10 protein-coding genes are annotated in these 26,662 nt (G+C 33.6%); 7 read left to right on the top strand and 3 right to left on the bottom strand.

Annotated elements, in window-relative coordinates; all coding sequences use genetic code 11:
* Positions 1–90: 90 nt before the first annotated feature.
* The 3 genes from MK851_RS08605 to MK851_RS08595 are packed head-to-tail and all read right to left on the bottom strand — an operon-like array spanning position 91 to position 10,347.
* Positions 91–2,043 (bottom strand): OmpA family protein, encoded by a 1,953-nt coding sequence (locus MK851_RS08605; protein ID WP_320243166.1) that lies wholly within the window; start codon positions 2,041–2,043, stop codon positions 91–93.
* Between the two features lie 12 nt (positions 2,044–2,055).
* A complete protein-coding gene (locus MK851_RS08600; protein ID WP_320243164.1) occupies positions 2,056–2,991 on the bottom strand; it encodes a type IX secretion system membrane protein PorP/SprF in 936 nt (311 codons plus the stop codon).
* Positions 2,992–3,006: 15 nt separating this feature from the next.
* Complete coding sequence (locus tag MK851_RS08595; protein ID WP_320243162.1) at positions 3,007–10,347, bottom strand: gliding motility-associated C-terminal domain-containing protein; 7,341 nt, start codon at positions 10,345–10,347, stop codon at positions 3,007–3,009.
* 765 nt (positions 10,348–11,112) lie between these two features.
* On the opposite strand from MK851_RS08595, the gene MK851_RS08590 reads away from it, so the two are divergent.
* The 7 genes from MK851_RS08590 (at position 11,113) to MK851_RS08560 (ending at position 26,661) form a co-directional block, all read left to right on the top strand.
* A complete protein-coding gene (locus tag MK851_RS08590; RefSeq protein ID WP_115901884.1) occupies positions 11,113–11,607 on the top strand; it encodes a GbsR/MarR family transcriptional regulator in 495 nt (164 codons plus the stop codon).
* A 16-nt stretch (positions 11,608–11,623) separates the two neighbouring features.
* On the top strand, positions 11,624–12,748 hold the full coding sequence (locus MK851_RS08585; RefSeq protein ID WP_320243158.1) for an efflux RND transporter periplasmic adaptor subunit: 1,125 nt from the start codon (positions 11,624–11,626) through the stop codon (positions 12,746–12,748).
* 11 nt (positions 12,749–12,759) lie between these two features.
* Complete coding sequence (locus MK851_RS08580) at positions 12,760–15,897, top strand: efflux RND transporter permease subunit (RefSeq protein ID WP_320243156.1); 3,138 nt, start codon at positions 12,760–12,762, stop codon at positions 15,895–15,897.
* A gap of 2 nt (positions 15,898–15,899) precedes the next feature.
* The gene (locus tag MK851_RS08575) at positions 15,900–17,300 is read left to right on the top strand and encodes an efflux transporter outer membrane subunit (protein WP_303510828.1); all 1,401 of its coding nucleotides are present in this window, start codon (positions 15,900–15,902) and stop codon (positions 17,298–17,300) included.
* Between the two features lie 10 nt (positions 17,301–17,310).
* Entirely contained in the window at positions 17,311–17,880 is a 570-nt protein-coding gene (locus MK851_RS08570) for a TetR/AcrR family transcriptional regulator (RefSeq protein ID WP_320243154.1), read from the top strand.
* Positions 17,881–18,026: 146 nt separating this feature from the next.
* Positions 18,027–19,577: an AraC family transcriptional regulator gene (locus tag MK851_RS08565; protein ID WP_320243152.1), complete on the top strand. Its 1,551-nt coding sequence runs from the start codon at positions 18,027–18,029 to the stop codon at positions 19,575–19,577.
* A gap of 220 nt (positions 19,578–19,797) precedes the next feature.
* On the top strand, positions 19,798–26,661 hold the full coding sequence (locus tag MK851_RS08560; protein WP_320243150.1) for a BspA family leucine-rich repeat surface protein: 6,864 nt from the start codon (positions 19,798–19,800) through the stop codon (positions 26,659–26,661).
* Position 26,662: the final 1 nt, after the last annotated feature.

Raw genomic sequence — 26,662 nt, 5'->3', positions numbered from 1 at the left:
TAAGTTAAATAAAAAAAGTAACGGTAAAATTTTCTTGTTCTTAAGAGATTTTACCGTTATATATACTACAAAAAAAAGAGCTTTCTTAAGTTAATCTTTAATTATAAACATAGATCTACGATTGAGTTGATGTTCATCTTCAGCACACGCTGTCTTGTTAGTACATTTGTTAATGAGCTTTGACTCTCCGTATCCTTGAGCGGTTAATCTTGTTATATCTATTCCTTTTTTCAGTAGCCAATTTAATGTAGCTTGTGCTCTGTCTTCAGATAGCTTTAAATTATAAGAATCGTTACCTCTTGAATCTGTATGTGATTCAATACTAATTTTCAAAGTAGGGTACTCATTTAAAGCAGCTAAAATTTTAGCCAATTCAATTTCTGCATCTGGACGAATATTAGATTTGTCATAATCAAAGTAAATAGGTTGTAACGTTAATCTACACCCTAAATCATTTGGAGGGCAAGGGTCAGAAAGTTCTAAAGCTAAAGGCATGTTTAGCTTAATAGGCATTTTAATGGTTTTTGGGTTGCTAGGGGTTTCTATAACTTTTTCTTTCGGAAAATACTCCTTTTTCTTTGCTCTTAAGGTATATTGTTCTTGGCAGTCCAATAAGAAAGAAAAAGTAGCATCGTTACCTACAGTCATTGTTTTTACTTCTTTGTTGTTACTATCTATTAAAGTAACTTCGGCATTTGGAATTAATTCACCTGTTTTTTTATCAATTACAGGTCCTTGAATGGTGATTTCACAGCGTTCCCAAATTTGATAAATATCATCACTTTTACTACCTTCTTTACCATCACGATTGGATGTGAAATATCCTATTCTATCCTCTTTTATAATGAACCCAAAATCGTCTTTAGGACTGTTTATGGGGTCTCCAAAAGTAGAAATTTCTCCATGAGAATCTTTTATTAGTTTTGTTACAAAAATATCTAAGCCTCCCATGCCTGATGAATGCCCATCACTAGAAAAATACAAATCGTTATCGTCACTTACAAACGGAAAAGTTTCTCTTTCAACAGTGTTAATCTTGTTGCCAAGGTTTATAGGATTTGTATAAATGCCTTCTCCTAAAATTTTAACATACCAAATATCGGACATTCCTAAGCTACCAGGCATATCTGATGAAAAGTAGAGTTTGTCTTCTTCAGGGTTAAGAGCTGGGTGTCCAACAGAGTAGTTATCGTTGTTAAAAGGAAGTTCTTGTATATTTCCCCAAGTATTTCCTTTTTTAGTGGCTTTATATATTTTGAGCCTAACAACATGATTTTTGTCTTTTTTCTTTTTACCATTTAAATAATTATTTCTAGTAAAATACATGGTGTTTCCATCTTTTGTAAAAATAGCGGTAGATTCATGGTAAGGTGAATTAATACTTCTGTCAAAAGCTTTTACTTGCCCAAAATTCATGTCTTTATCTAAAGGAACTTGATATAAGTTAAGGAAAGGTTGATTGTCCCACCCAGCAAGTTTAGTAGATTGTTCTTTTGATAAATTTGGGTTTTTTCTACTTGAGGCAAAAACAATATTGTTACCATAAAAGGCTGGGCCAAAATCTGAATACTCTGTATTTACAGGAACTTTTTCTATTTCAAAAAGTTTATCCTGCACACCTTTTTTGAATAAAGTGTCAGCAACATTTTTATAGGATTTTAAGGAGGTAACTTTTCCTCCTTTAAATCTGTAAACTTCCATAAGTTTTTCAGCTTCTTCGGGTTGATTAATGCTTTTTAAACATTGAGCTGCTCTAAAATAATCAACTGTAAGGGCTTCATTTGGGAACCGATCTATTAAATTGTAATACCATTTTGCAGCACTTGAATAGTTGCTGTTAAAATAGTATGTATTTCCCAGTTTTCTATAAATTTCAGCTGATCCATAGTCTTCTTCAACGACTTTTAAATAGATTTTTTGTGCATCTATAAAATCATACGTATTGTACTTGGTATTTGCCTTTTCAACTAGTGCAATTTGAGTGAAAGCAGAAGTACTTGTTAAGGCAACAAAAAAATAAAATATTAAATAATGCTTTTTCATGATATTAAGAGTTTAAAAGAATCTAGGTGTTAGTATGCGTTCGGGGTTATTAAAGATGTCAAACCTTAAAAAGAACTCGTAAGTACCATTACTATGGTCTTCGATGTCTGTAGTTTGGAAATCATATCCCATTCCTAAGAATAACTGATTAGTTATTTGAAATCCTGCCATGGCGCTAATTGCAGCGTCCCATCGATATGAGGCTCCGAGGGTGAATTTATTATTGAACAGGAAGTTTGCAGATAAATCAGCCTGTAAAGGAGATCCGTTAACCCATTTAAACATTGTTGTAGGTTTAAACTTAAGGTTTTCACTAATATCAAAAACATAACCAGCTATTAAGAAGTAATGTAAACGTTCTATAGCTATAGCGTTTTCGTCACTGTTATTGGTGCTATCTGAATTATAGTGTTTTGAATTGAAAAAATTAGGTACTGATAATCCAAGGTAGAGTCTGTCGTTGTTATAGTAAATACCTGCACCTATTTGAGGTTGTACTTTTTTATCAATGTTTTCTGCAAACTGCCAATCATTATTATCATATATGTTTAGTTTAGAATAATCTACATCAAGTATGCTTAGACCACCTTTAATTCCAAAGGATATTCTTGAATTTCCTGATAACAATAAAGAGTATGCATAATCTATCGTAATGCCTGTTTCGTTTGAAGGACCTATTTTATCATTAATAATAGAGAGTCCTATTGCATTTCGTTTGAGTGTGCCTAAAGGGGTATTAAAGGTGAAAGTACCAGTATTTGGAGCTCCTTCAAATCCTGCCCATTGCGTTCTATATAACAATCCTAAACCAAGAGTAGTTTTAGAACCAATATAACCTGGGTTTACAACTTGAGTATTGTACATGTATTGTGTATACTGTGGGTCTTGTTGAGAAAAACACACATTTGAACTAATAAATAGTAGTAGTAATAAATAATAATGTTTCATTAGGTTTTGTGTTTTTTAATTTCTTTTTAGGTATAAATACCCTTTGTTAGTCATAGCTTCTTGGTTAGCGTTCCACCGTGTTAGTATATAGAAATAAGTACCTGTAGGTAACTTTTGATCTTTACTAACTGTTGCTCGTCCCTCAGAAATTCCCTTAAATAAGTTTCCATTAGTTCCATAGGCATCAGTTTGGTAAACTAAAACGCCCCATCTATTAAAAACCTTAAGGTTGTTGTTAGGGTAATTTTCTATACCGTTAATGCGTAAGAAATCATTAGCCCCATCTCCATCAGGGGAAACAGCATTAAAAACTTCAAAAGGAACTTCTTCTATGGGTAAAACTGTCATTGTTGGGTCATCTGGGTCACCGTCATTGTCAGCATCAATATCATCTAAGTTATTAGGGTCGTCAGAAGTGTCAGTTATTGAGTTTCCAGAGGAGTCTTCAGCGGTGATTATGGCTTGATTAGTGACGAATTTGTTAATTAAGTCTTGCTCAGTTATACTGTAAGTAGCAGTAAAGGTTGTGTTATCTATTTCCCCCGGTAAAAGTTGAGGAATGGTGCTACCGTTAATTGTAATTCCAGGTAAGTTATCCTGCAAAGTAATATCATATAAAACTGAATCTCCAGTATTGTATATGATAAAACTATATGTTATGGTTTCTCCAATATTAGCATATCCATTTCCATTAGTATCATTAAAAGTGCTTGTTTTTTCAAGAGAAATACTGTTATTAGGTTGACACAAAGTAGTTTGTGTTTGGTCATCTTCAAGTACACTATCGTTGTCTGATAGATCGCTTACATCATTGCCATTGATACTTGTACCCGTAGCAGTGGCTTGATTGGTTACTGAACCAGTATCAATATTGGCCTGAGTAATCGTGTAATCGGCGGTATAACTCCAAGTTTCATTAGCATCTAGTTGATTGTTGTTGTCGGTATCACCTGAAGCTAGCGCAATTGTACCACCCAACATTGGGTCGGTAAGAACAACATTAGCAATACTAGTATTTCCTGTGTTTGTAAGCGTAAAGTTATATGTTATGGTTTCTCCAGCATTGCTACATCCATCTGTGTTTTCGTCATTGAAAGTAGCTGTTTTAATAAGTGCAATACCATCGGATTGACAAAGATTAGTTTGTGTTTGGTCATCTTCAAGTACACTATCGTTGTCTGATAGATCGCTTACATCATTGCCATTGATACTTGTACCCGTAGCAGTGGCTTGATTGGTTACTGAACCAGTATCAATATTGGCCTGAGTAATCGTGTAATCGGCGGTATAACTCCAAGTTTCATTAACATCTAGTTGATTGTTGTTGTCGGTATCACCTGAAGCTAGCGCAATTGTACCACCCAACATTGGGTCGGTAAGAACAACATTAGCAATACTAGTATTTCCTGTGTTTGTAAGCGTAAAGTTATATGTTATGGTTTCTCCAGCATTGCTACATCCATCTGTGTTTTCGTCATTGAAAGTAGCTGTTTTAATAAGTGCAATACCATCGGATTGACAAAGATTAGTTTGCGTTTGGTCATCTTCAAGAATACTATCGTTATCAGATAGATCACTTACATTGTTACTGCTAATACTTGTACCTGTAACAGTTGCTTGATTGGTTACTGAACCAGTATCAATATTGGTTTGAGTAATTATGTAGTTAGCAGTATAGCTCCAAGTTTCATTAACATCAAGTTGACTGTCGTTATCGATATCACCTGAATCTAGCGCAATTGTACCACCCAACATTGAATCGGTAAGAACTACATTAGTAATACTAGTGTTTCCTGTGTTTGTAAGCGTAAAGTTGTAGGTTATAGTTTCTCCAAGATTGCTACATCCGTCAGTGTTTTCGTCATTGAAAGTAGCTGTTTTAATAAGTGCAATACCATCGGATTGACAAAGATTAGTTTGCGTTTGGTCATCTTCAAGAATACTATCGTTATCAGATAGATCACTTACATTGTTACCGCTAATACTTGTACCTGTAACAGTTGCTTGATTGGTTACTGAACCAGTGTCAATATTGGCTTGAGTAATGGTGTAATTGGCAGTATAACTCCAAGTTTCATTAACATCAAGTTGACTGTCGTTATCGGTATCACCTGAAGCCAGCGCAATTGTACCACCCAACATTGAATCGGTAAGAACTACATTAGTAATACTAGTGTTTCCTGTGTTTGTAAGCGTAAAGTTGTAGGTTATTGTTTCTTCAACATTGCTACATCCATCTGTGTTTTCATCATTGAAAGTAGCCGTTTTAATAAGTGCAATACCATCGGATTGACAAAGGTTAGTTTGAGTTTGGTCGTTTTCAAGTACATTATCATTGTCTGATAAATCATTTACAGTACTACCACCAATACTAGTCCCCGTAACAGTTGCTTGATTGGTTACTGAACCAGTATCAATATTAGCTTGTGTAATCGTGTAGTTAGCAGTATAGCTCCAGGTTTCATTAACATCAAGTTGATTATCGCTATCAGTATCACCTGAAGCAAGAGTAAGTATACCACCTAACATTGGGTCGGTAAGAACTACATTGGTAATGGTAGTGTTTCCTGTGTTTGTAAGAGTAAAACTGTAGGTAATAGTTTCTCCTACATCGCTACATCCATCTGTGTTTTCGTCATTGAAAGTAGCTGTTTTAAGAAGTGCTATACCATCAGATTGACAAAGAGTAGTTTGTGTTTGGTCGTCTTCAAGAACACTGTTGTCATCAGATAAATCTGTAACAACAACTCCAAGTGATGATTCACCACTTGCTGTAGCTTGATTTGCAACTGAACCAGTATCAATATTGTTTTGAGTTAGAATGTAGTTAGCAGTATAAATCCATACCTCACCTACGTCAAGGGTGTTGTTGGTGTTTATATCTCCTGAGTCTAGTGCAACCACTCCGCCTAGCAAAGGGTCGTTAACAGTAACATTTATTAAGCCAGTGTTCCCTTGGTTTGTAACTGTTATTGTGTAGGTTAATGTTTCTCCAGCATTGCTACATCCGTCAGAGTTTTCGTCATTAAAGGTTGCTGTTTTAACAACGGCTATGTCTGGTGCTTGACATAAATCAACAGATGTTACGTCATCTTCTAAAGCACTGTTGTCATCTGATAAATCATTTACTGTGCCTCCCGAAACAGTACTTGCTTGTACTGTGGCTTGATTTTGAACAAATGTATTTGTAATATCAACTGGAGTAATACTGTAGGATCCTGTATATATCCAAGTTTCATCAACATCTAGTTCATTATCTGAATCGGTATCTCCTGAAGTATAAGAAACTGTTATTAAAGGGTCAGTTACGACTATTGAGTTTAAAGTTGTATTTCCGGTATTTATTACAGAAAGGATAAAGGTTATTGTTTCTCCATTGTCGCTACAACCATCACCATTTTCATCATTAATGGTTCCTTGTTTGATAAGCGCAATATCTTCAGTTTGACATAAATTGATTACAGTTGGGTCGTCTTCTAAAGTGCTGTTGTCATCAGATAAATCATTTACGTTAGTTCCTCCTGTGCTAATTCCTGTTACAGTTGCTTGACCAGTAACCGAACCATTGTCAATGTCATCTTGAGTGATAATATAGTCTAATGAGTATATCCATGTTTCATCAACATCTAGCTCATTATCGCCATCTGTATCACCAGAATTTAATGTTAAAGGAAAAGGAGATATAGGGTCGGTTAACTCAACATTGGTAATACTAACATTACCTGTATTTGTTACGGTATATGTGTAAGTAATTGTTTCGTTAGGATTTGCGCACCCGTCATTGTCTATATCATTAAAAACACCTTGTTTTAATAAGGCAATGTCTGCTTGCTGACAAAAAGAAGTGTTAGTCGCATCAATATATCCACCATAAACTTCAATTGAGTTTACTGCGGCAACTAATGAGGCTATAGTTAATTGGATTTCGTCAAAAGCTGTGCTAGTATCAAAAGCTACAGCGTAAAAGCTATCTGTGCTAGTTGGAGTAATATTTACTAAACCTAGAGCTTCAAGAGCAAGTAGGTTACTTGCTGTTTGTTGTTCTTGTTGAACGCCGTCAAGATAAGTTGTAATTGTGAGTGTATTCAATAAATCTGCTTGAAGTAAGTCGTTTGTATCTCTAATTACAAAACCTGCTTGTGTGCCAGATGGATAGTCAACAAGTACATCTTGAACAGATATAGATGCGCTTCCAGCTACACCTGCTACAATGTTTATAAGTGCATAATCAGAATTGTCTTCAGATATAACATTTACAGCATTGTCAACTTCACAAGCGATACAAGCAACACCTTCAGTTCCAGTGTTATCATTATTAATAATCACTGAGTTACTAGGGTTTGATAGTACATAAGGTTCATCACAGTTAATCGTTCCTGGACAGAAAGATTGAAGTACCATTCCATAAACTCTGGTACTACCTAGGTTTAAAGAAAGAGTTTGTGTCATAGAAAGTTGTACTTCATCAAAAGGAGCTGTAGTAATAAATCCTAGTCGTACAGATTCACTTCCCGTTAATAATAAACCAGAATAAATTGGGAGCAATTCGGTTGTGCCTGTTTTAGATTCAACAAGTGTTCCGTCTAAATAAGTTGAAATGGTTATAGCATCAAACAATTGAGTGTTTAAAAGTGTAGTATTTTCAATATCAAAACCAGCAAAAGTATTTGCGGTGTAATCGGTAATTTCATTTTTATAGGCTATAGTAGCTGTACCTGCAACACCTGCTAATAAATTTATAGAAGCGTAGTTCGAGGTATCAGAGTCAATAGCATTATTAATATTGTTTACACTCCCTAATGTTAAAAGACCACCGTTTCCAGTATGTTCCTCTACTGCTCTAACTGGAAAGTTTGGCTTAATTAGTTGTGTAGCGGTGTTACAGGCTAATTCAGACCCTTCACAAAACCTATTTGTTACAGCAGCGTAAACGTTTGTTGTGGATGCAATTCCAGCCAAACTAGCAATTGAAATTTCAATAGCATCATAATTCATTGAAGTGTAAAAACCAACATAGAACTGATCAGTGCCTAAGATAGGACTGTCTAAAGCAAGTAAAGAAGTGCTAGTATTCGTTTCTTGCTGTGCTCCATCAAGGTAGGTTGTTATGGTAATAGCATTTAAAAGGTCAGCTTGAAGCACAGATGTATTCTCTATCAAGAAACCAGCATAACCACCTGACTCATTAAATTCACCAGCAGTGTTGTCAGTAATAGTTAAAGTATGTGTTACTCCCAAACCGATAAGTGTAGATACGGAAGCAAAGCTAGATGGGTCAGTATCTATAATATTACTAGCATTTGAAATACCACAACCTACTACACAGAGTCCAGAAGTGTTTTCATCTACTGTTAAGTCTGTATAATTATCATTTGTTATTGCTACAGGGTTTTCTGTATTACAAGGAATAGGGGATTGTACGCCGTCTGTATAAATAATATATTCTGCTGTAGATTGACATCCATTAGAATCTGTTACAGTCACAGTATAATTTCCTTGGGTTAATCCTGAAATAGAAGATGATGTTTCACTACCAGGGCTCCATAAATAAGTGTAAGGAGGAGTTCCTCCAGATACGGATAAAGAAATACTTCCATCTGAAGCTCCGATAGAAGTTTCTTTTATTGTGTTACCTGATATTTTTATGGAATTGTCTACATAACTACCATAAACCTCAATGCTGTTAATAGTAGCAGCGAGTGAACTAACTGTAAGTTGAATTTCATCATATTCAAGTGTGGTAGGGAATCCTACTAAATAATATCCATTAGTTGTAGATGGAGTTATATTTATTAACCCTAATGCTTCAAGAGCTAATAAATTATTCCCAGTTTGTGTTTCTTGTACAGAGCCATCTAAGTAGGTCGTTATAGTTAGAGAATTTAAAAGGTCTAGTTCTAGTAAGTCATTTGTGTCTCTAATAACAAATCCAGCAGTACTTCCAGAAGGAAAATTACTTAAAACGTTTTCAACAGAAATAGAAGCTGTGCTAGCAACACCAGTTGTTACATTTATCATAGCAAAGTCAGATTCACTTTCACTAATAACATTTGTTGCATTATCTACTTCACAGGCTACACAAGCCACCCCATTTATACCATTATTTGTGTTGTTAATTATAACAGGTTGAGAAGGGTTGTTTAGTAATGTAGCAGTATCACAGTTTAAATCACCTTCACTAAAAGCTTCTAATATGAGACCATAAACTCGAGTGCTCCCTAGATCTAAAGAAAGAGTCTGTTGAATTGATAGCTGAACTTCATCAAAAGGTAATGAAGTTACAAAACCTACCTGTGATCGTTCTGTACCAGTAAATAGTAAGCCACTATCTATTGATAATAATTCAGAACTACCTGCTTTAACTTCTTGTTGAACACCATCTAAATAAGTTGTTATAGTAATTCCATCGAGTAGTTCAAGGTTTAAAATAGAAGCATTTTCAATATCAAAACCTACATAAGTTTGTGCAGGGTAATTTGTTAATTCGTCTTTTATAGAAATACTTCCAGTAGCTATAACACCTAAAGTGAAATCAATACTAGCGTATGAGTTGTCATTAGAATCTACTGCAGCATTAGTATTGGTTACGGTACCAACATTTAAAACACCTCCCATTCCAGTGTGTTCATCAACGATACGAGCAGGGAAATCAGGTTTATTAATTAGAGTAGGAGTATTGGGTTCTAAATTAGGACCAATGCAAAAACTATTAGTAACAGGATAATAAATATTGGTGCTAGAAGCTATACCAGCTAAACTAGCTGCCGAAATTTCAATACTATCATAGTCTAATGTAGTGTAAAAACCCACGTAAAATTGATCATTATTTAATAAAGAACTACCAAGTGTTACTAACGTAGCTCCTGAATTAGTTTCTTGAGGAACACCGTTTAGGTAGGTTCTTATGGTAATAGCTCCTAGTAAATCTATTTGAGCAACAGAGCCATTTTCTATTAAAAAACCGGCATAGCTTCCTCCTTCAAAAAATTCATCCGTGGTATTATCTGTTACTGTTATTGTATGAGTTACACCTAAACCTAAAAGTGTAGAAATAGTAGTGTAGTTTGAAAGATTTGTGTCTGTCAAATTGTTGAGGTTTGAAATACCGCAACCCAATAAACAAAGTCCATTAGTATTTTCAGTTACAGTCAAATCAGTGAAACTAGTTGAAGTGATAGCAACAGGAGAATCAGTGTTACAAGGAACGGTTATAGGTGGAGAATAATTAATATTGTCATTTAAGTTTCTATTTTTAGAAAATGAAGAAAGAATCAAAAACAAGAAAAATAAAGAAGTGAGTTTAAATTGTATGCAAATTTTTTGCAACGTTAAGTACGTATGGGTAATTCTTTTCATAATAATTGGCTGGTTAGACATTGTAAAGCATTGCCAATTCCTAATAGAGAGGCAACATTACATTAATTAAAATGTTGACAAATAGCTTTTAAATACTTAGGGTTTGATAGCTAATTTTCTAACAAAGTAAAGAAACAGGTTTTATTTTTTCGGGGAGTATAGTTAGTTATAAGACTTCCAAATATTGGTAGTCTATAAAAGCAACTGTGTAGTTATTGGAATAACAGTAGGTTGGTTCTTTAAAATTTGGTTAAAAATAATAGTGTTTAACTATAGCTAACCTTTTTGATGAGGTAAGAGAAAAATAATCATAATGCGAGAGACTTAAAATTTAAAAAACTTAAATGTGTTCCAGTAAAACCAAAAAAGGAATTACCTAGTTTCCAACAGTCAATAACTAGCTATTGACAGTAAATAGTATTTTAACTTTAAGGGGGTGTAAGAGGAGAGAAATCACAATTTTAAACGTTATTTAATTGCAATTAAAATCCTTAATACTTTGTGAATATAATAAAAAAACATTACAAAAACAATGAATAAAATTTTATTTTTTTGGTTTTAATTATTGTTTCTCTGTTTTTTAAAAGTCTTTTTTTGAGTAAGAAGATAGTTTTTCACGATAACTATTTAATGAAATAAGTTATGTAGCTAAGAGAAAGAAAAAGACTTCATATCTTCTTTGTTAAGAAGGTATTAACATTTTTTTAACTTCGTTTAGTTCGGTTTGTTCCGAACTAAACTTATTTTTGCGTCGTAAATTTTTTAATGAAGATGAATCAAGTAGAAAAGAAGAAATGTGAATTGGTTGAGAAGCTAGGGATTTTTTTAGAAAAAAAAGAACAGTTAGCTCCAGTGGCGGCAAGAATATTTTCACATATTATTTTAACAGGAAAACAAGGAACAACCTTTGAAGACTTGGTGTCTGGTCTTTGTGCTAGTAAAAGTACAATTTCAACACACCTTAATCATTTACAAGGATTAAAACAAGTAAGTTACTTTACAAAAACAGGTGATAGAAAAAAATACTTCATTCTTAATAGCGATACAATGCTAAAAGGAATAAGTAATATGGTAGAAGAATGGGAAGGAGAAAAAGAATTACATATAGAAGTTAAAGAGTACAAAGAAGATATTAATAAAACATTGAAAGAAGAAGATAAATTTGATCTTGGTTTTCATGACAGTTTTATTGAATTTTTAGATGGAGCAATAACATCTGTAACCAAACTAAAAGAAAAAATCATAAACCACAAACACTAATTATTATATACATAAAATGAAATATCAACACATATACGGTATTGTTATTCTTAGCATTGTTGCATTATTTTTTACAAGCTGTGAAAAAAAACAACAACAAAACCAACAGCAGATACCTACGCTACCTTTTCCGGTAGTTAAGGTTACTAAAAAAACAATAACTAATTATCAAAGCTACCCTGTAACTATTGAAGGAGAAGTAAATAGTGAAATAAGACCTAAGGTTTCTGGGTATGTAAAAAACGTTTTAGTAAAAGAAGGACAAAAGGTTAAACAAGGACAATTGTTGTTTAAGTTAGAAACACAATCATTAAGTCAAGATGCTGAAGCAGCAAAAGCAGTTGTAAACACAGCACAGGTAGAGGTTAATAAGCTAAAACCATTAGTAGAAAAAAATATTATTAGTCCAGTACAATTAGAAACAGCCAAAGCTAATTTAGCACAGGCTAAAAGTACATATAATAGTGTTATAGCTAATATTAACTACGCAAATATAAAAAGTCCAGTAAACGGATTTGTAGGTTCAATTAATTATAGAAAAGGAGCTTTGGTAAGTGCACAAAGTGCAATGCCACTTACAAAAGTAGCTTCTATAAAAAATGTATATGCATACTTTTCTATGAATGAAAAAGAGTTTTTAAATTTCATTGCTTCCGCTGAAGGAACTACGATGGATGAGAAAATTAAAAAACTACCCCCAGTAAAATTATTATTAGCTAATGGTAAAGAGTATGAGCAAACAGGAACTATTGAAACCATTGCAGGTGATATTAACCAACAGACAGGAACTATTAGTTTTAGAGCGAAGTTCGATAATAAAGCTGGTTTATTACGTAATGGGAGTAGCGGTACAATCCTAATACCTAAAGTACATAACGAGGCATTAGTTATACCTTCAGAATCTACATTTGAACGCCAAGGTAAAGTATACGTTTATACAGTGAACAATGATTCTTTGGCTGAAAAAACTATTGAAGTTGAAGCGCAAGTAGGAAAGCTTTATGTAGTAAAATCAGGATTAAAATCAGAACAAACAATTTTAGCAAAAGGGTTAAATAAAGTTCGATCTGGAGCAAAAATTAAACCTGTTCCAACACCTTTAGATAGCATAGTTAACTCATTTGATACGGTATTTAAATAATAAAGAAAATCATGTTACAAAAATTTATAGAGCGTCCGGTACTCTCTACAGTAATCTCTATTATCATAGTAATATTGGGGGTACTGTCATTAACACAACTACCGGTAACGCAATATCCTGATATAGCACCACCAACGGTGCAGGTTACTGCTTCTTATCCAGGAGCGAGTGCCGAAACAATTTTAGAAAGTGTTATTGTTCCTATAGAAGAACAAATAAACGGGGTAGAAGGAATGACTTATATGACTTCTACTGCAAGTAATACAGGTACAGCAAGTATTCAAGTTTTCTTTGAACAGGGATATGATCCAGATATTGCAGCTGTAAACGTACAAAATAGAGTTGCTAGAGCCAATGCGTTATTACCTTCTGAGGTAACAAGAGCAGGAGTTATTACAGCAAAACAACAAAATTCAGCATTATTATATGCTGCAGTTTATTCTACAAATCCTGAGTATGATGATGTTTTTATTCAAAATTACTTAAATATAAACGTAAAACCAGAATTACAACGTGTTTCTGGAGTGGGAGCAGTAAATGTTTTTGGAGCAAAAGACTATTCGATGCGAGTATGGTTAGATCCAGCAAAAATGGCATCTTATAAGTTAGAACCTAGAGAAGTAATTGCAGCAATTAATGAACAAAGTTTAGAAGCAGCAGCTGGGTCTTTAGGGCAAAATTCAGGAGAATCTTTTGAGTATGTAATTAAATATAAAGGACGATACAAAACAGCAAAAGAATACGAAAATGTTGTTGTAAAGGCTTTAGGAAATGGACAGTTTTTACGTGTTAAAGATGTAGCGAAAGTAGAATTAGATGCGTTTTCTTATTCATCATTATCACGTACAAATGGAAGCCCTGCACTTAACTTCGGAGTTTTTCAAACACCGGGGTCTAATGCACAAGAAATTATTGAAAATATTTATGTGAAATTAGAAGACCTAAAGAAAGATTTTCCAGAAGGACTAGATTACATTATTAATTACGATACCAATAAATTCTTAACAGCATCAGTAAACAAAGTAAAAAGCACCTTAATAGAAGCCTTTTTATTAGTATTTATTGTAGTGTTTATTTTCTTACAAGATTTTAAGTCTACCTTAATACCAGCAATAGCAGTTCCAGTATCAATTATTGGTACGTTCTTTTTCTTAAATTTATTTGGATATTCTATCAACCTATTAACCCTATTCGCTTTAATTTTAGCAATTGGAATTGTGGTAGACGATGCCATTGTGGTTGTAGAAGCAGTACACGCTAAACTGGAAGATGGAGCAGAAAGTGCTAAAAAAGCATCTATTTCTGCCATGAGTGAAATTAGTGGAGCAATTGTTTCTATTACATTGGTAATGATGGCGGTATTTGTGCCAATTACTTTTATACAAGGACCATCAGGAGTATTTTATGAGCAATTTGGGGTAACGCTAATGGTTGCTATCTTAATTTCTGCAGTAAACGCCTTAACATTAACACCTGCTTTAAGTGCATTGTTATTAAAACCACATAACGAAAATCATAAGAAAAAAGGCTTGTTACAACGTTTTTACGATGCCTTCAACGCAGGATTTAATGCAGTAACCAATAAATATACCCAATCGTTAGGCTTTTTAGTAAAGCATAAGTGGGTAACTGCAGGTATTTTAGGAGTAAGTGTTTTAGCAATTGTCTGGGCAAGTAATACGATACCTACAGGTTTTGTACCATCGGAAGATAGAGGGGTAGTCTTTATGAATGCTGAATTACCAGCAGGTTCTTCATTAGATAGATCGTATGAAGTAACAGAAAAACTATACGAGAGTATAAAAGGAATTGAAGGAATAAAAGGGGCATCGTTTATTAGTGGAAGAAACTTTTTCTCAGGAGAAGGAAGTTCGTATGCAATGGGCTTTATTATTTTGGAAGACTGGAGTGAAAGAGAGAGTGATGCAGAGTCAGTGAAAAGTATAGTTGGTCAATTATTTGGTAAAGCAGCAACGATACCAGACGCGAACATCATTTTCTTTACACCACCAAGTGTGCCAGGTTTTGGTAGTGCTGATGGTTTTGAAATGCGATTATTAGATCGTGCAGCAAAACCGCTAACAGAAATGGATGCAACAGCAAAACAATTTGTTGGTTTGTTAAATCAACAGCCAGAAATAGCATTTGCTTCTAACTCTTTTGATACTGGATTCCCTCAGTTAGAATTAGATATCAATGTAGAAAGAGCTAAAGAAGCAGGAGTATCTACGAGTGCTATACTTTCAGCTTTACAAGGATATATTGGAGGTAATTACGCAGCAGATTTTAGTAGATTTGGAAAGCAATTTAGAGTTTTTGTACAGTCGTTACCTGAAGATAGAATAAATGAAGAAAGTTTAAACAGCATGTTTATAAAAACACCAAGTGGGGAAATGACACCAATTTCTCAATTTGTAAGCTTAGAACGTGTATATGGTCCGCAAACGGTAAATAGATTTAACTTATTTAACTCAGTTACTGTAAACGGAGGGGTAACTCCAGGGTATAGTTCAGGAGATGCAATTACCAAAATAAACACATTAGCAGAAAATAATTTACCAGAAGGGTATAGTGTTGCTTACTCAGGAATTACTAGGGAAGAAATAGCATCATCAGGACAATCTACCATCATTTTTATGATTAGTATTTTGTTTGTATATTTCTTATTAGCAGCTCAATATGAGAGTTACCTATTGCCATTATCAGTAATTTTCTCGTTACCAATTGGGGTAGCAGGAGCATATTATACCACTTATTTAGCAGGATTAGAGAACAACATCTATTTCCAAATTGCCTTGATTATGTTATTAGGGCTGCTAGCTAAGAATGCGATTCTTATTGTAGAGTTCGCAATACAACGTCGTAAGCAAGGAAAAAGCTTATACGACTCTGCTATTGAGGGAGCAAAAGTACGTTTAAGACCTATTTTAATGACCTCGTTCGCCTTTATTCTTGGGTTATTGCCATTAGTATTAGCAAAAGGAGTAGGTGCTGAAGGAAATAACTCTATTGGAACTGGTGCTGCGGGAGGATTATTAATTGGTACATTAATAGGGGTATTTGTTATTCCTGTACTATTTGTAGTATTCCAATGGTTACAAGAAAAAGTATCAAGCAAACCAACTGTTGTTGAAATTAAAGAAGATTAATTATGAAATTTATTTTAAATAAAACTTTGGTTGTAGTCGTAATGGCTACAACCCTACAAAGTTGTTTTGTTGCGAAGGATTATGCACGTCCTGAGCTAAAAGAAACAGAACATTTGTATAGAACAGATAATTTGCCACAAGATAGTCTTTCAATGGCAGATGTGTCTTGGAAAGATATGTTTACTGATGCTCATTTAAAAAAATATATTGATGAAGGGCTTCAAAATAACCTTGATATTCGTGTAGCACTACAACAAATGGCAGCTGCTGAAGCTTATATGAAACAAGGTAAAGCAGGATATTTACCAAGTATAGGTGTTGGAGCAAAAGCTACACACCAAGAACTGGCAAAAAACAGTCAATTCGGGTCTTTTTTTAATGGTAGTATAGATCAGTATGAAATTACAGGAAACCTTTCTTGGGAAGCTGATATTTGGGGTAAAATACGTAGCAATAAAAGAGCAGGAAAAGCAGGTTATTTGCAAAGTGTAGCAGCACATCAAGCGGTAAAAACACAATTAGTTTCTGCAATAACTTCAACATATTATCAATTACTAGCTTTAGATGCTCAATTAGAAGTTACCGAACAAACCATTGAAACGAGAGAAAGTAGTGTAAACACGATTAAAGCTCTTAAAGATGCTGGACAAGTAAATCAGGTAGCAGTAGATCAAAATATAGCGCAGTATAATAATGCAAAAGCACTAAAAGTAGATTTAGAAGCAGCTATTTTTAAAACGGAGAATACACTAAATTTATTGTTAGGAAGAACATCGGTAGTTGTTGAAAGAAGCAAACTTTCACAACAACAGTTGGATGAGGTAGTTAAAATAGGAGTTCCAGCGAAATTACTAAGAAACAGACCAGATGTTATGGCTGCTGAATATGGTTTAATTAATGCTTTTGAGATGACTAATGTTGCTAAAAGTAATTTTTATCCGTCTTTAACAGTAACCGCAACAGGTGGGTTTCAAAGTTTGGAACTTGATGAATTATTAAGTGCAAATTCTTTGTTCGCAAACATAATTGGAGGCTTAACACAACCCATTTTCAATCAAAGAAAAATTAAAACACAACATGAGGTAGCTAAAGCACAGCAAGAACAAGCATTATTAAGTTTTAAAAAGACCTTGCTAACCGCTGGAAATGAGGTTTCAAATGCACTTTTCGATTATAATGCGGAAACCGAAAAATTTGAATACAGACAAAATGAGGTTGAAGCTTTACGAAGAGCAGAAATGAACTCAGAAGAGTTGTTAAAAAATGGATATGCCAACTATTTAGACTTATTAACAGCAAGAGAAAGAGCTTTAAATGCTGAGTTAAATGTTATTAACAACAAATTAAATCAGTTGTTAAGTGTTGTAAACTTATATGAAGCATTAGGAGGCGGTTGGAAGTAAATAGATGATAATGGGTAATAGGGCAAAACTTATTAAAGTAGCCAAAGAAAAGTTTATAGCCTTTGGAAGTAAGCATACTACAATGGATGAAATAGCTGAGCTACTCGGAATTTCAAAAAAAACCATTTATGCTTGTTTCTCTTCAAAAGAAGAATTAATAATTGAGAGTATTAGAGAGCTAATAAATGAATTTAAGATTGATATAGACCCTATTCTAAAATCTGAGAGACCAGCATTAAACAAAGTAATAGAAATATATGAAGTAGTTTTTAAGTATGTGGTAAAATTTAAACCCTCATTTATTTTTGGATTAAAAAAGTACTACCCGAATGCTTATAATGCTTACAAAGAAATTACAAAAGATGTTGTTTCTACAGATGTAATGAACCTATTAAAAGAAGCTAAAGAAGAAGGAGAAATAAGGCCTAATGTAGACCTTGAATTATTTAGTAAATTATATTTAAGTGGATTAGAGAGCCGTTTGTTTGACTCTGATAATTTGTTTGGCAATTACTCAAAAGAAGTACTATTAGAGTATATGATTGTTAATAATTTAAACTCTCTAAAACCGACTAAGTAAATACACAAGTTTTTGTGGTTTTTGATAAGAAGTGTCATGTAGTATGTTATCATATCTACAAGACACTTTTTTGTTTTGAAAAAATGATTTATAGTTGGAAAAAGGAAAAATATTTTTGACGTACTTTTGTGAAAAATAAACAGAGATTGTTTAAAAATATAACTACATATTTATTACTTAGTATTGTATCCCAGTTTTATAGTCAAGATAAAACAGATTCACAGCTTTTAAATGCTCAGAAAAAAGCAGAGAGTTATTTAGAAAAATTACAAGAAAACTATACAGAAGGAAATTACAAGCTCCATAAAATTTACAGTGATTCTCTATACAATATCTCTAAAAAGAACAACCTAAAAGCTTTACAAGTAAAAGCAATGGTTAATCAAGCAATAAGCTTAAATATGCAAACAAAATATGTAGAAGGTATCGCATTGTATAAAGAAGCTTTAACTATTGCTAAAACAATACCAGAAAGCAAGCAAGCTGAAACTGTAGTTCTGGTTAACTTAGGGAATATATACAATAATGTAGAGCTTTATGAAAAGAGTATAGAAACCATGAAGAAGGTATTAAAGCAAGCAGCTTATACAAAGAAGCCAAACTTAATAAAAATGGCTGCGTTGAACGGTTTATCAATAAGTTATTCTGCTTTAAATAACGAGGAAAAATCATTATTCTATGCGCAGCAGGTAAAAAAAATAGGAGAAGAAACAGGAAATGAAAGTATTGTTTTAACATCATTAAACCACATTAGCAGTTCGTATTATAAGTTAGAAGAATATGAAAAATCAGTTGAAGTAGCTAATAGAGCTAGAAAGTATAAGGCTTTTGAAAAAAATACTAGAGTAAAAGCATGGATTTTTGTCAATTTAGGAGTCGCAAATTTAAAGTTAGAACATTATAATAAAGCGGAAGAGTATTTAAAACAGGCGCTCAAAATAGCTTCTGAAAAAAACATAGAAGAAATAGAAATGATATGTTATGAGAACCTTACCATAATATATCAAAAGCAAAACAAAACAACAGCTTACTTAAGCGCAGAAAAGAAATATAACGAGAGCCGAATAAGTTTTCTTAAGAATCAAAAAAAAGCTATTACAGAAGAGTTAAAAGCAGAAATTGGAGCAAGAGAAGAAACAGTTTTAGCACAAGAAAATACAAAAGCATTACTTTCAGAACAACAAAAAAGTTTATTGTGGTTTAGTGTGTTTTGTGTAATTGGTTTAGGAGGGGTATTTTGGATTTACATAAAAAAGAATGAAGATAAAAGTGTTATAAAAGAAACAAATAAAATAACGGAAAAGATAAAAGAAACTTCTGAGAAATATAAAAACTCCTCATTGTCAAAAGAAGATAGAGTTTCTTACCAGCAAAAAATATTAAAAGTAATAGAAGAAGAAAAGATATACTTAAATCACGATTTAACTCAAGCAAACTTTGCAAAAAAACTATCATTAAGTAGTCATCATTTATCCGAAGTATTTTCGTTTGAATTTGATAAAAACTTCTACCAACTTATCAATTCATATCGAATAAGAGAAGCCAAGAAAATGTTACAATTATCTACAAGCAAAGATTACAAAATACTTGCTGTTGCTTACGATTCTGGTTTCAAAAGCAAAACTACTTTTAACCGTGTGTTTAAAGAACAAACGGGTTATACTCCATCAGAGTACCGAAAAAAACTAATAAATTAGGTTCCACTCTTTAGAATGATACTTCTATAACATCAAACGGTTATATCTTGCGCCCTATTACTTAATATAAACGATATTATTAAGTAGTACTTAGCTATTATTTTTTATACATGAAGATTCAGTTTGAGTTGGTAATATTATCAAACAAACAAAAACATATTAAACCATTATGTAATGGTTGGGTAGTTTTTACTTCATGTGATATATAAAAAAAAGATGCTTGATTAAAATAGAAGGGTTAAAAATTATATTAAAAAGAATGAAGGAATTTATGTGTAAACTTTTAAGAAGTAGTTTAGTAGTACTTTTTTTTATTTTAAGCAGTCAGTTGTTTTCGCAGTCGTTCACATCTTTGTGGAACACAGCAAATATTAGTGCAGGATCTTCTGGAGCTAATGAGATAAGAATACCAACCAATTCAGCTTATACGTATTCTTATACCGTTGATTGGGGTGATGGAAATATCGATTCAAACGTAACAGGAGACATTACACATACTTATGCGACACAAGGAACTTACACTGTTAAAATAGAGGGTACATTTCCAGCAATTTATTTCAACAATACTGGAGACGTCAATAAAATTATCGAAATCTTGTCCTGGGGTACTATTCAATGGCAAAGTATGGAAAATGCATTCTATGGATGTTCAAATCTAAATTTTGATGCTATTACTCCACCAGATTTAAGTCAAGCTACTAGCTTACAAAATGCTTTTAGAGATTGTTCATTATTTAATGGTATTATGAACAATTGGGATGTAAGCACCATAACTAATATTTCAGGGTTATTTATGAATTGCGAAATTTTTAATAGACCTTTAGATCAGTGGGATACATCTAGTATAATAGATATGTCTTACACTTTTTATAATGCAAGAGAATTCAACGAACCATTAGATAACTGGAATACATCAGCAGTAACTACTTTAGAAAACTTTTTATATAGAGCCCGTAAGTTCAATCAAAATATTAATAATTGGAATGTAGCTAATGTTATTAATATGGAAGGGGCCTTTTACGATACAAGTGTTTATAATCAACCAATGAATAATTGGAATGTTGGTAATATTACCAATATGAATAACACATTTAAAGGTTCTAATTTTAATAGCTCAATAGACAACTGGAATGTAAGTAGTGTTACAACAATGGAGGGAATGTTTAGTCAAGCTAAATTCAACCAACCTATAAATACATGGAATGTTAGTAATGTAACAAATATGTCTAAGCTATTTTTTAGAAACAGAACCTTTAATCAACCTTTAAATAATTGGGATGTTAGTAATGTTACAAACATGTCAGGTATGTTTGATGGATGGGCTTGGGGAGCAGTTTTTAATCAACCTATAGGCAATTGGGATGTAAGTAATGTTACTGATATGAGCTATATGTTTCGAGATAACTCAGGCTTTAATCAAGGTATAGGAACTTGGAATGTAAGTAATGTTGTTACCATGAGAGGAATGTTTGAAGGCGCTATTGCTTTTAATCGAGATATTAGTTTGTGGAATGTTAGCAAGGTTACCAATGTAGAAAGTATGTTTGAAAGAACAGAAGCTTTCAATCAGTCATTGAATACTTGGGATGTCAGCAATATTACTAATATGCGTAATATATTTCAACGAGCAGAAGCTTTTAACCAACCTTTAAATACTTGGGATGTAAGTAATATCACTGATTTTCAATATATGTTTGATAGAGCTACGTCCTTTAACCAAGATATAAGCAGTTGGCAAACAGGAAATGCTAGAAACATGTCTTATATGTTTAATCAGGCTACTTCATTTAACCAAAACATAGGAGTCTGGGATATATCTAGTGTTACAAACATGACAAACATGTTATCGAATAGCGGTATTTCTCAAGAAAACTATGATAATATTCTTATAGCTTGGAATGCTCAAACAGTTCAAAATAATGTTGATTTAGGGGCGACGAATCTAAATTATTGTGATGCTTTAAGCCAAAGACAAAACTTAATAGATACCAACGGGTGGACTATATCAGGAGATATTGTAAACTGTTCTTATGTATTATGTACTCAAATAACCATGCCGCAAGATGGAGATACACAAGTGCCAGCAAATAGTGATATTCGTTGGAAACCAGCACCTAACGCTACAGGATATAGAATTAGTGTGAGAAGAGAAAATGGAGCGACTTCACAGGTTATATATAATAATGAAGACGTAGGAAATGTTGTAGGAGTCGATTTTACCAATGAATTTATAGCAGGAGATACTGTATATGTAACAGTTGTTCCGTATAACGATGAAGGACTAGCTACAGGTTGCCAAGAAATTAGTTTTACAGTAATAGAAAGTTGGGTAAATAGCCCAGATGCATTCAAACTTACTTATGACACAAGCATACAAGTATTAAGTTATACTAGTCCTACGAATCAATTAGAAATAGAAACAAATTCAGGCTACCCAAACTACCTTACTTATAACTATTCTATAGATTGGGGAGATGGACAGTACGATCATAATGTAACAGGGAATATTACACACACATATCTTACCCCAGGTATTTATACCGTAAGTATTATTGGCGTTTTTCCTTCCCCTAAACATGAATATGTAGGAGATTCTCATAAATTATTATCTATAGATCAATGGGGTAATCAAATTTGGGAAAGTATGAACGAAGCTTTTTATGGTTGTGCAAATATGGAGTACAATGCTACAGATATTCCTAATCTTAGTAATGTAATAGATATGGAAAGAATGTTTAGCTCATGTAGAAAATTTAATGGAAACATAAATAATTGGAATGTAGGTAGTGTAACTAACATGCGTAGTATGTTTAGTGGAACTTCAATTTACAACCAACCGCTTAATAATTGGGATGTAAGTAATGTTACTGATATGAATTATATGTTTGGTGGAGCTGTAGAGTTTAATCAAGACATAGGAAATTGGAACACAGAAAATGTTACAGATATGGAAGGCATGTTTCAAAACGCAAAAGTATTTAATCAGAATCTAAATAATTGGAATGTAAGTAGTGTTACTAATATGAGTAGCATGTTTGAAAGAGCAGAAGCATTTAACCAACCCCTTAATAATTGGGATGTAAGTAATGTTACCAATATGTCTGAAATGTTTAATGGTTTTGTTTTAAACATGGCTTTTAACCAAAATATTGATAATTGGAATGTAAGTAGTGTTATAAATATGTCTGAAATGTTCCAGAGATGTGTTGATTTTAATCAACCTTTAAACTCTTGGAATGTAGGTGCTGTAACAAACATGATTTCGATGTTTGAAAGCGCCTCTTCTTTTAATCAAGACCTGAGTAATTGGAATGTTTCTTCAGTAACCAACATGCAGAGCATGTTTCAGAGTGCTAGAGCTTTTAATCAAAATATAAACTCTTGGAATGTAACAAACGTAACGAACATGAGTTACATGTTTTACAATGCTCAAATGTTTAACAAGCCGTTAAATTCTTGGGATGTAAACTCAGTAGTTAATATGTCAGGAATGTTCCGAAGAGCAGAAGCATTTAATCGGCCATTAAACTCTTGGGATGTAAGTGCTGTTGCTAATATGAGCCAAATGTTTCAACAAGCCACAGTTTTCAATCAACCATTAAATTCTTGGAATGTAAGCTCAGTAACGTTAATGCCTTCAATGTTTGAAGAAGCTATTGCTTTTGATAATCCATTGGAAAACTGGAATGTTTCAGTAGTTACAAACTTTGAATCAATGTTTAAAGGTGCAGAAATGTTTAACCAACCTTTAGGAAATTGGAATACAGGCGAAGCACAAACGATGGCTGAAATGTTTTATGGAGCATCTGCATTTAATCAAGATGTTAATAATTGGAATGTTTCTTTTGTAAACACCATGCAAGAAATGTTTCGAGGAGCAACGTCTTTTAATAGACCGTTAGACTCTTGGAATGTAGCATCGGTAACTAATATGCAAGGCATGTTTCAAACAGCAACAGCCTTTGATGGTGCTATTGGAAGTTGGAATATCAGGAGAGTAACCACCATGCAAGATATGTTTAATGGTGCAACAAACTTTAATCAACCAATGAATAATTGGAGGCCTACAGCAGTAACAAACATGGATAGAATGTTTCAAGGAGCAAGTTTGTTTAATCAACCTTTAAACCAATGGTTATTAAATACGGTATCGATGAATGCTATGTTTAATAACGCTACAGTTTTTAATCAAGATTTAGGTGATTGGAATATTAGTGGTGTAACTAACATGCAGAATATGTTAGATAATACAGCTCTTACTAGAGTGAATTACGACAATACGCTTATTGCATGGTCTGAACAAACACTAACACCTGGAATAAATTTAGGAGCTAATACTCTTCCCTATTGTGATGCTGTAGAAGAAAGACAATCAATGATAGATAATTTTGGATGGTCTTTTACGGGTGATGTGTTAGATTGTCCTATTCCAGAGTGTACACAGTTAACAGCTCCTTTACATGGAGAAACTGATGTTCCTGTAAACACAAATCTTATTTGGGAACCTGTTTTATACGCACGCAAATATGCTTTAACAATTAGAATTGAACCTTCAGGAACCATAATAAACGAAACTGTTGTAAATGCTACCACTTATGAATTTGCTACAGATTTTTCAGGAGGAGAAACAGTTTATGTTACTATTGTGCCTTCAAACGAAAATGGAGATGCAGTAGGACCTTGTGTAGAAGAAAGCTTTACGGTGTCTACAACTCCATCAACAGTACCAAATTGTACTAATTTAACCTTACCACTTGCTGGTAGTACAGATATGTTTGTTAGTACGGATTTAGAATGGAATGTTATAAGCAATGCAGATGGGTACAGACTTACAGTAGGAACTACTTCAGGTGGAACAGATATTCTTAATAGTTTTGATGTAGGTAACAGTACAACATATGATTTACCTATAGATTTACCAGAAGACACTGATGTTTTTGTAACTATAGTTCCTTATAACGATGAAGGTGATGCAACAAGTTGTGGAGAAGAATCTTTTAAAACAGAGTTTATTCCAGTAGTACCTAGTTGTACAAGTTTAGTGAATCCTATAAATGGATCAACGAACGTTCCGTTGAATACTGATATTTCTTGGAATACAATTGCAGAAGCAACCGGGTATTTAGTAAGTGTGGGAACTACTCAAGGTGGGATAGAAGTTGTAAATAGTATTGATGTAGGAAATACTACTTCGTATAGTTTTACTCAAAACTTACAAGCAAATAGAATACATTATGTTCGCATAACCCCATATAATGCCGTGGGAGACGCTACAGGTTGTGTAGAAGAAAGTTTTACTACAGGAGATGCAGTTGTAAATGTACCCAACTGTACCACAATCACAGTTCCAAGCAACGGAGTAACGAATGTTAGTGTTAGTACTGGAATTGGTTGGGATACAGTGGCAGATGCCGATGGATATTATATATCAATTGGAACAACTTCAGGCGGAATCGATATTGTAAACAATGAATCGGTAACAGGAACAACATACAATCCTACGAGCGATTTTCCAGAGAATAGGACAATTTACGTGTCTGTGATACCTTACAATTCAGTGGGGAATGCGACAGGGTGTTCAGAGATTAGTTTCACTACAGAAATAGTACCAACTGCACCAAATTGTACCACAATCACAGTTCCAAGCAACGGAGCAACGAATGTTAGTGTTAGTAAAGGAATTAGTTGGGATGCAGTAGCTGACGCCGATGGATATTATGTATCAATCGGAACAACTTCAAACGGAACAGATATTATAAACAATGAAGTAGTAACGGGAACGAGTTATACTTTAGCTAGTGATTTACCAGAGAACACAACAATTTATGTATCGGTAATTCCATACAATTCGGTAGGAAGTGCTACAGGGTGTTCTGAAATTAGTTTTACTACAGAAATAGTACCAACCGCACCCAACTGTACCACAATCACAGTTCCAAGCAACGGAGCAACGAATGTAAGCGTTAATACAGAAATTAGTTGGGACACTGTTTCTGACGCCGATGGATATTATATATCAATCGGAACAATTTCAGGTGGAACCGATATTGTCAACAACGAATCAGTGGTAGGAACAAGTTATACTTTAGCTAGTGATTTACCAGAGAACACAACAATTTATACATCGGTAATTCCGTACAATTTGGTAGGAAGTGCTACGGGATGTTCAGAAATTAGTTTTACTACGGAAATAGTACCAACCGCACCAAATTGTACCACAATCACAGTTCCAAGTGATGGAGGAACTAATGTAGCAGTCGATACAAACATTACTTGGGATACTGTTTCTGACGCCGATGGATATTACGTGTCAATTGGAACAACTTCAAGCGGAACAGATATTATAAACAATGAAGTAGTAACGGGAACGAGTTATACTTTAGCTAGTGATTTACCAGAGAACACAACAATTTATGTATCGGTAACTCCGTACAATTCGGTAGGAAGTGCTACAGGGTGTTCTGAAATTAGCTTTACTACAGAAATAGTACCAACCGCACCGAATTGTACCACAATCACAGTTCCAAGCAACGAAGCAACGAATGTTAGCGTTAGTACAGGAATTAGTTGGGACACTGTTTCTGACGCCGATGGATATTATGTATCAATCGGAACAACTTTAAACGGAACAGATATTGTAAACAATGAATCAGTAGTAGGAACGAGCTATACTTTAGCTATTAATTTACCAGAGGACACCATAATTTATGTGTCAGTGATACCCTACAATACAGTTGGCGAAGCTGTGGGGTGTTCAGAGATTAGTTTTAGAACAGAAGGAGGTTTAGTAGGAGAAACTAAATATGGTTTTTCTCCGAATGGTGATGGAGTAAATGACTTTTGGGAAATAAAAGGAATTGAAGAATATCCTAACAATTCAGTAACTGTTTTTAATAGGTGGGGAGATATGGTGTTCCAGATAAAAGGATATGATAACCAGTTTAATGTTTTTAGAGGTGTTGCCAATAAGCTAACAAGTATGGGAGGTGATAAATTGCCAGTAGGAACATACTTTTTCAATATAAAAATTTCAAAAGGGGGAAATTCAACAGAAAAGAAAGGGTTTTTAGTTTTAAAAAGATAAG

It is taken from the genome of Tenacibaculum sp. 1B UA, assembly GCF_033978845.1.
Taxonomy (GTDB): Bacteria; Bacteroidota; Bacteroidia; order Flavobacteriales; family Flavobacteriaceae; genus Polaribacter.
Note: the sequence above shows the minus strand (reverse complement) of the source record. Positions and strands in the feature narration are given on the sequence as shown.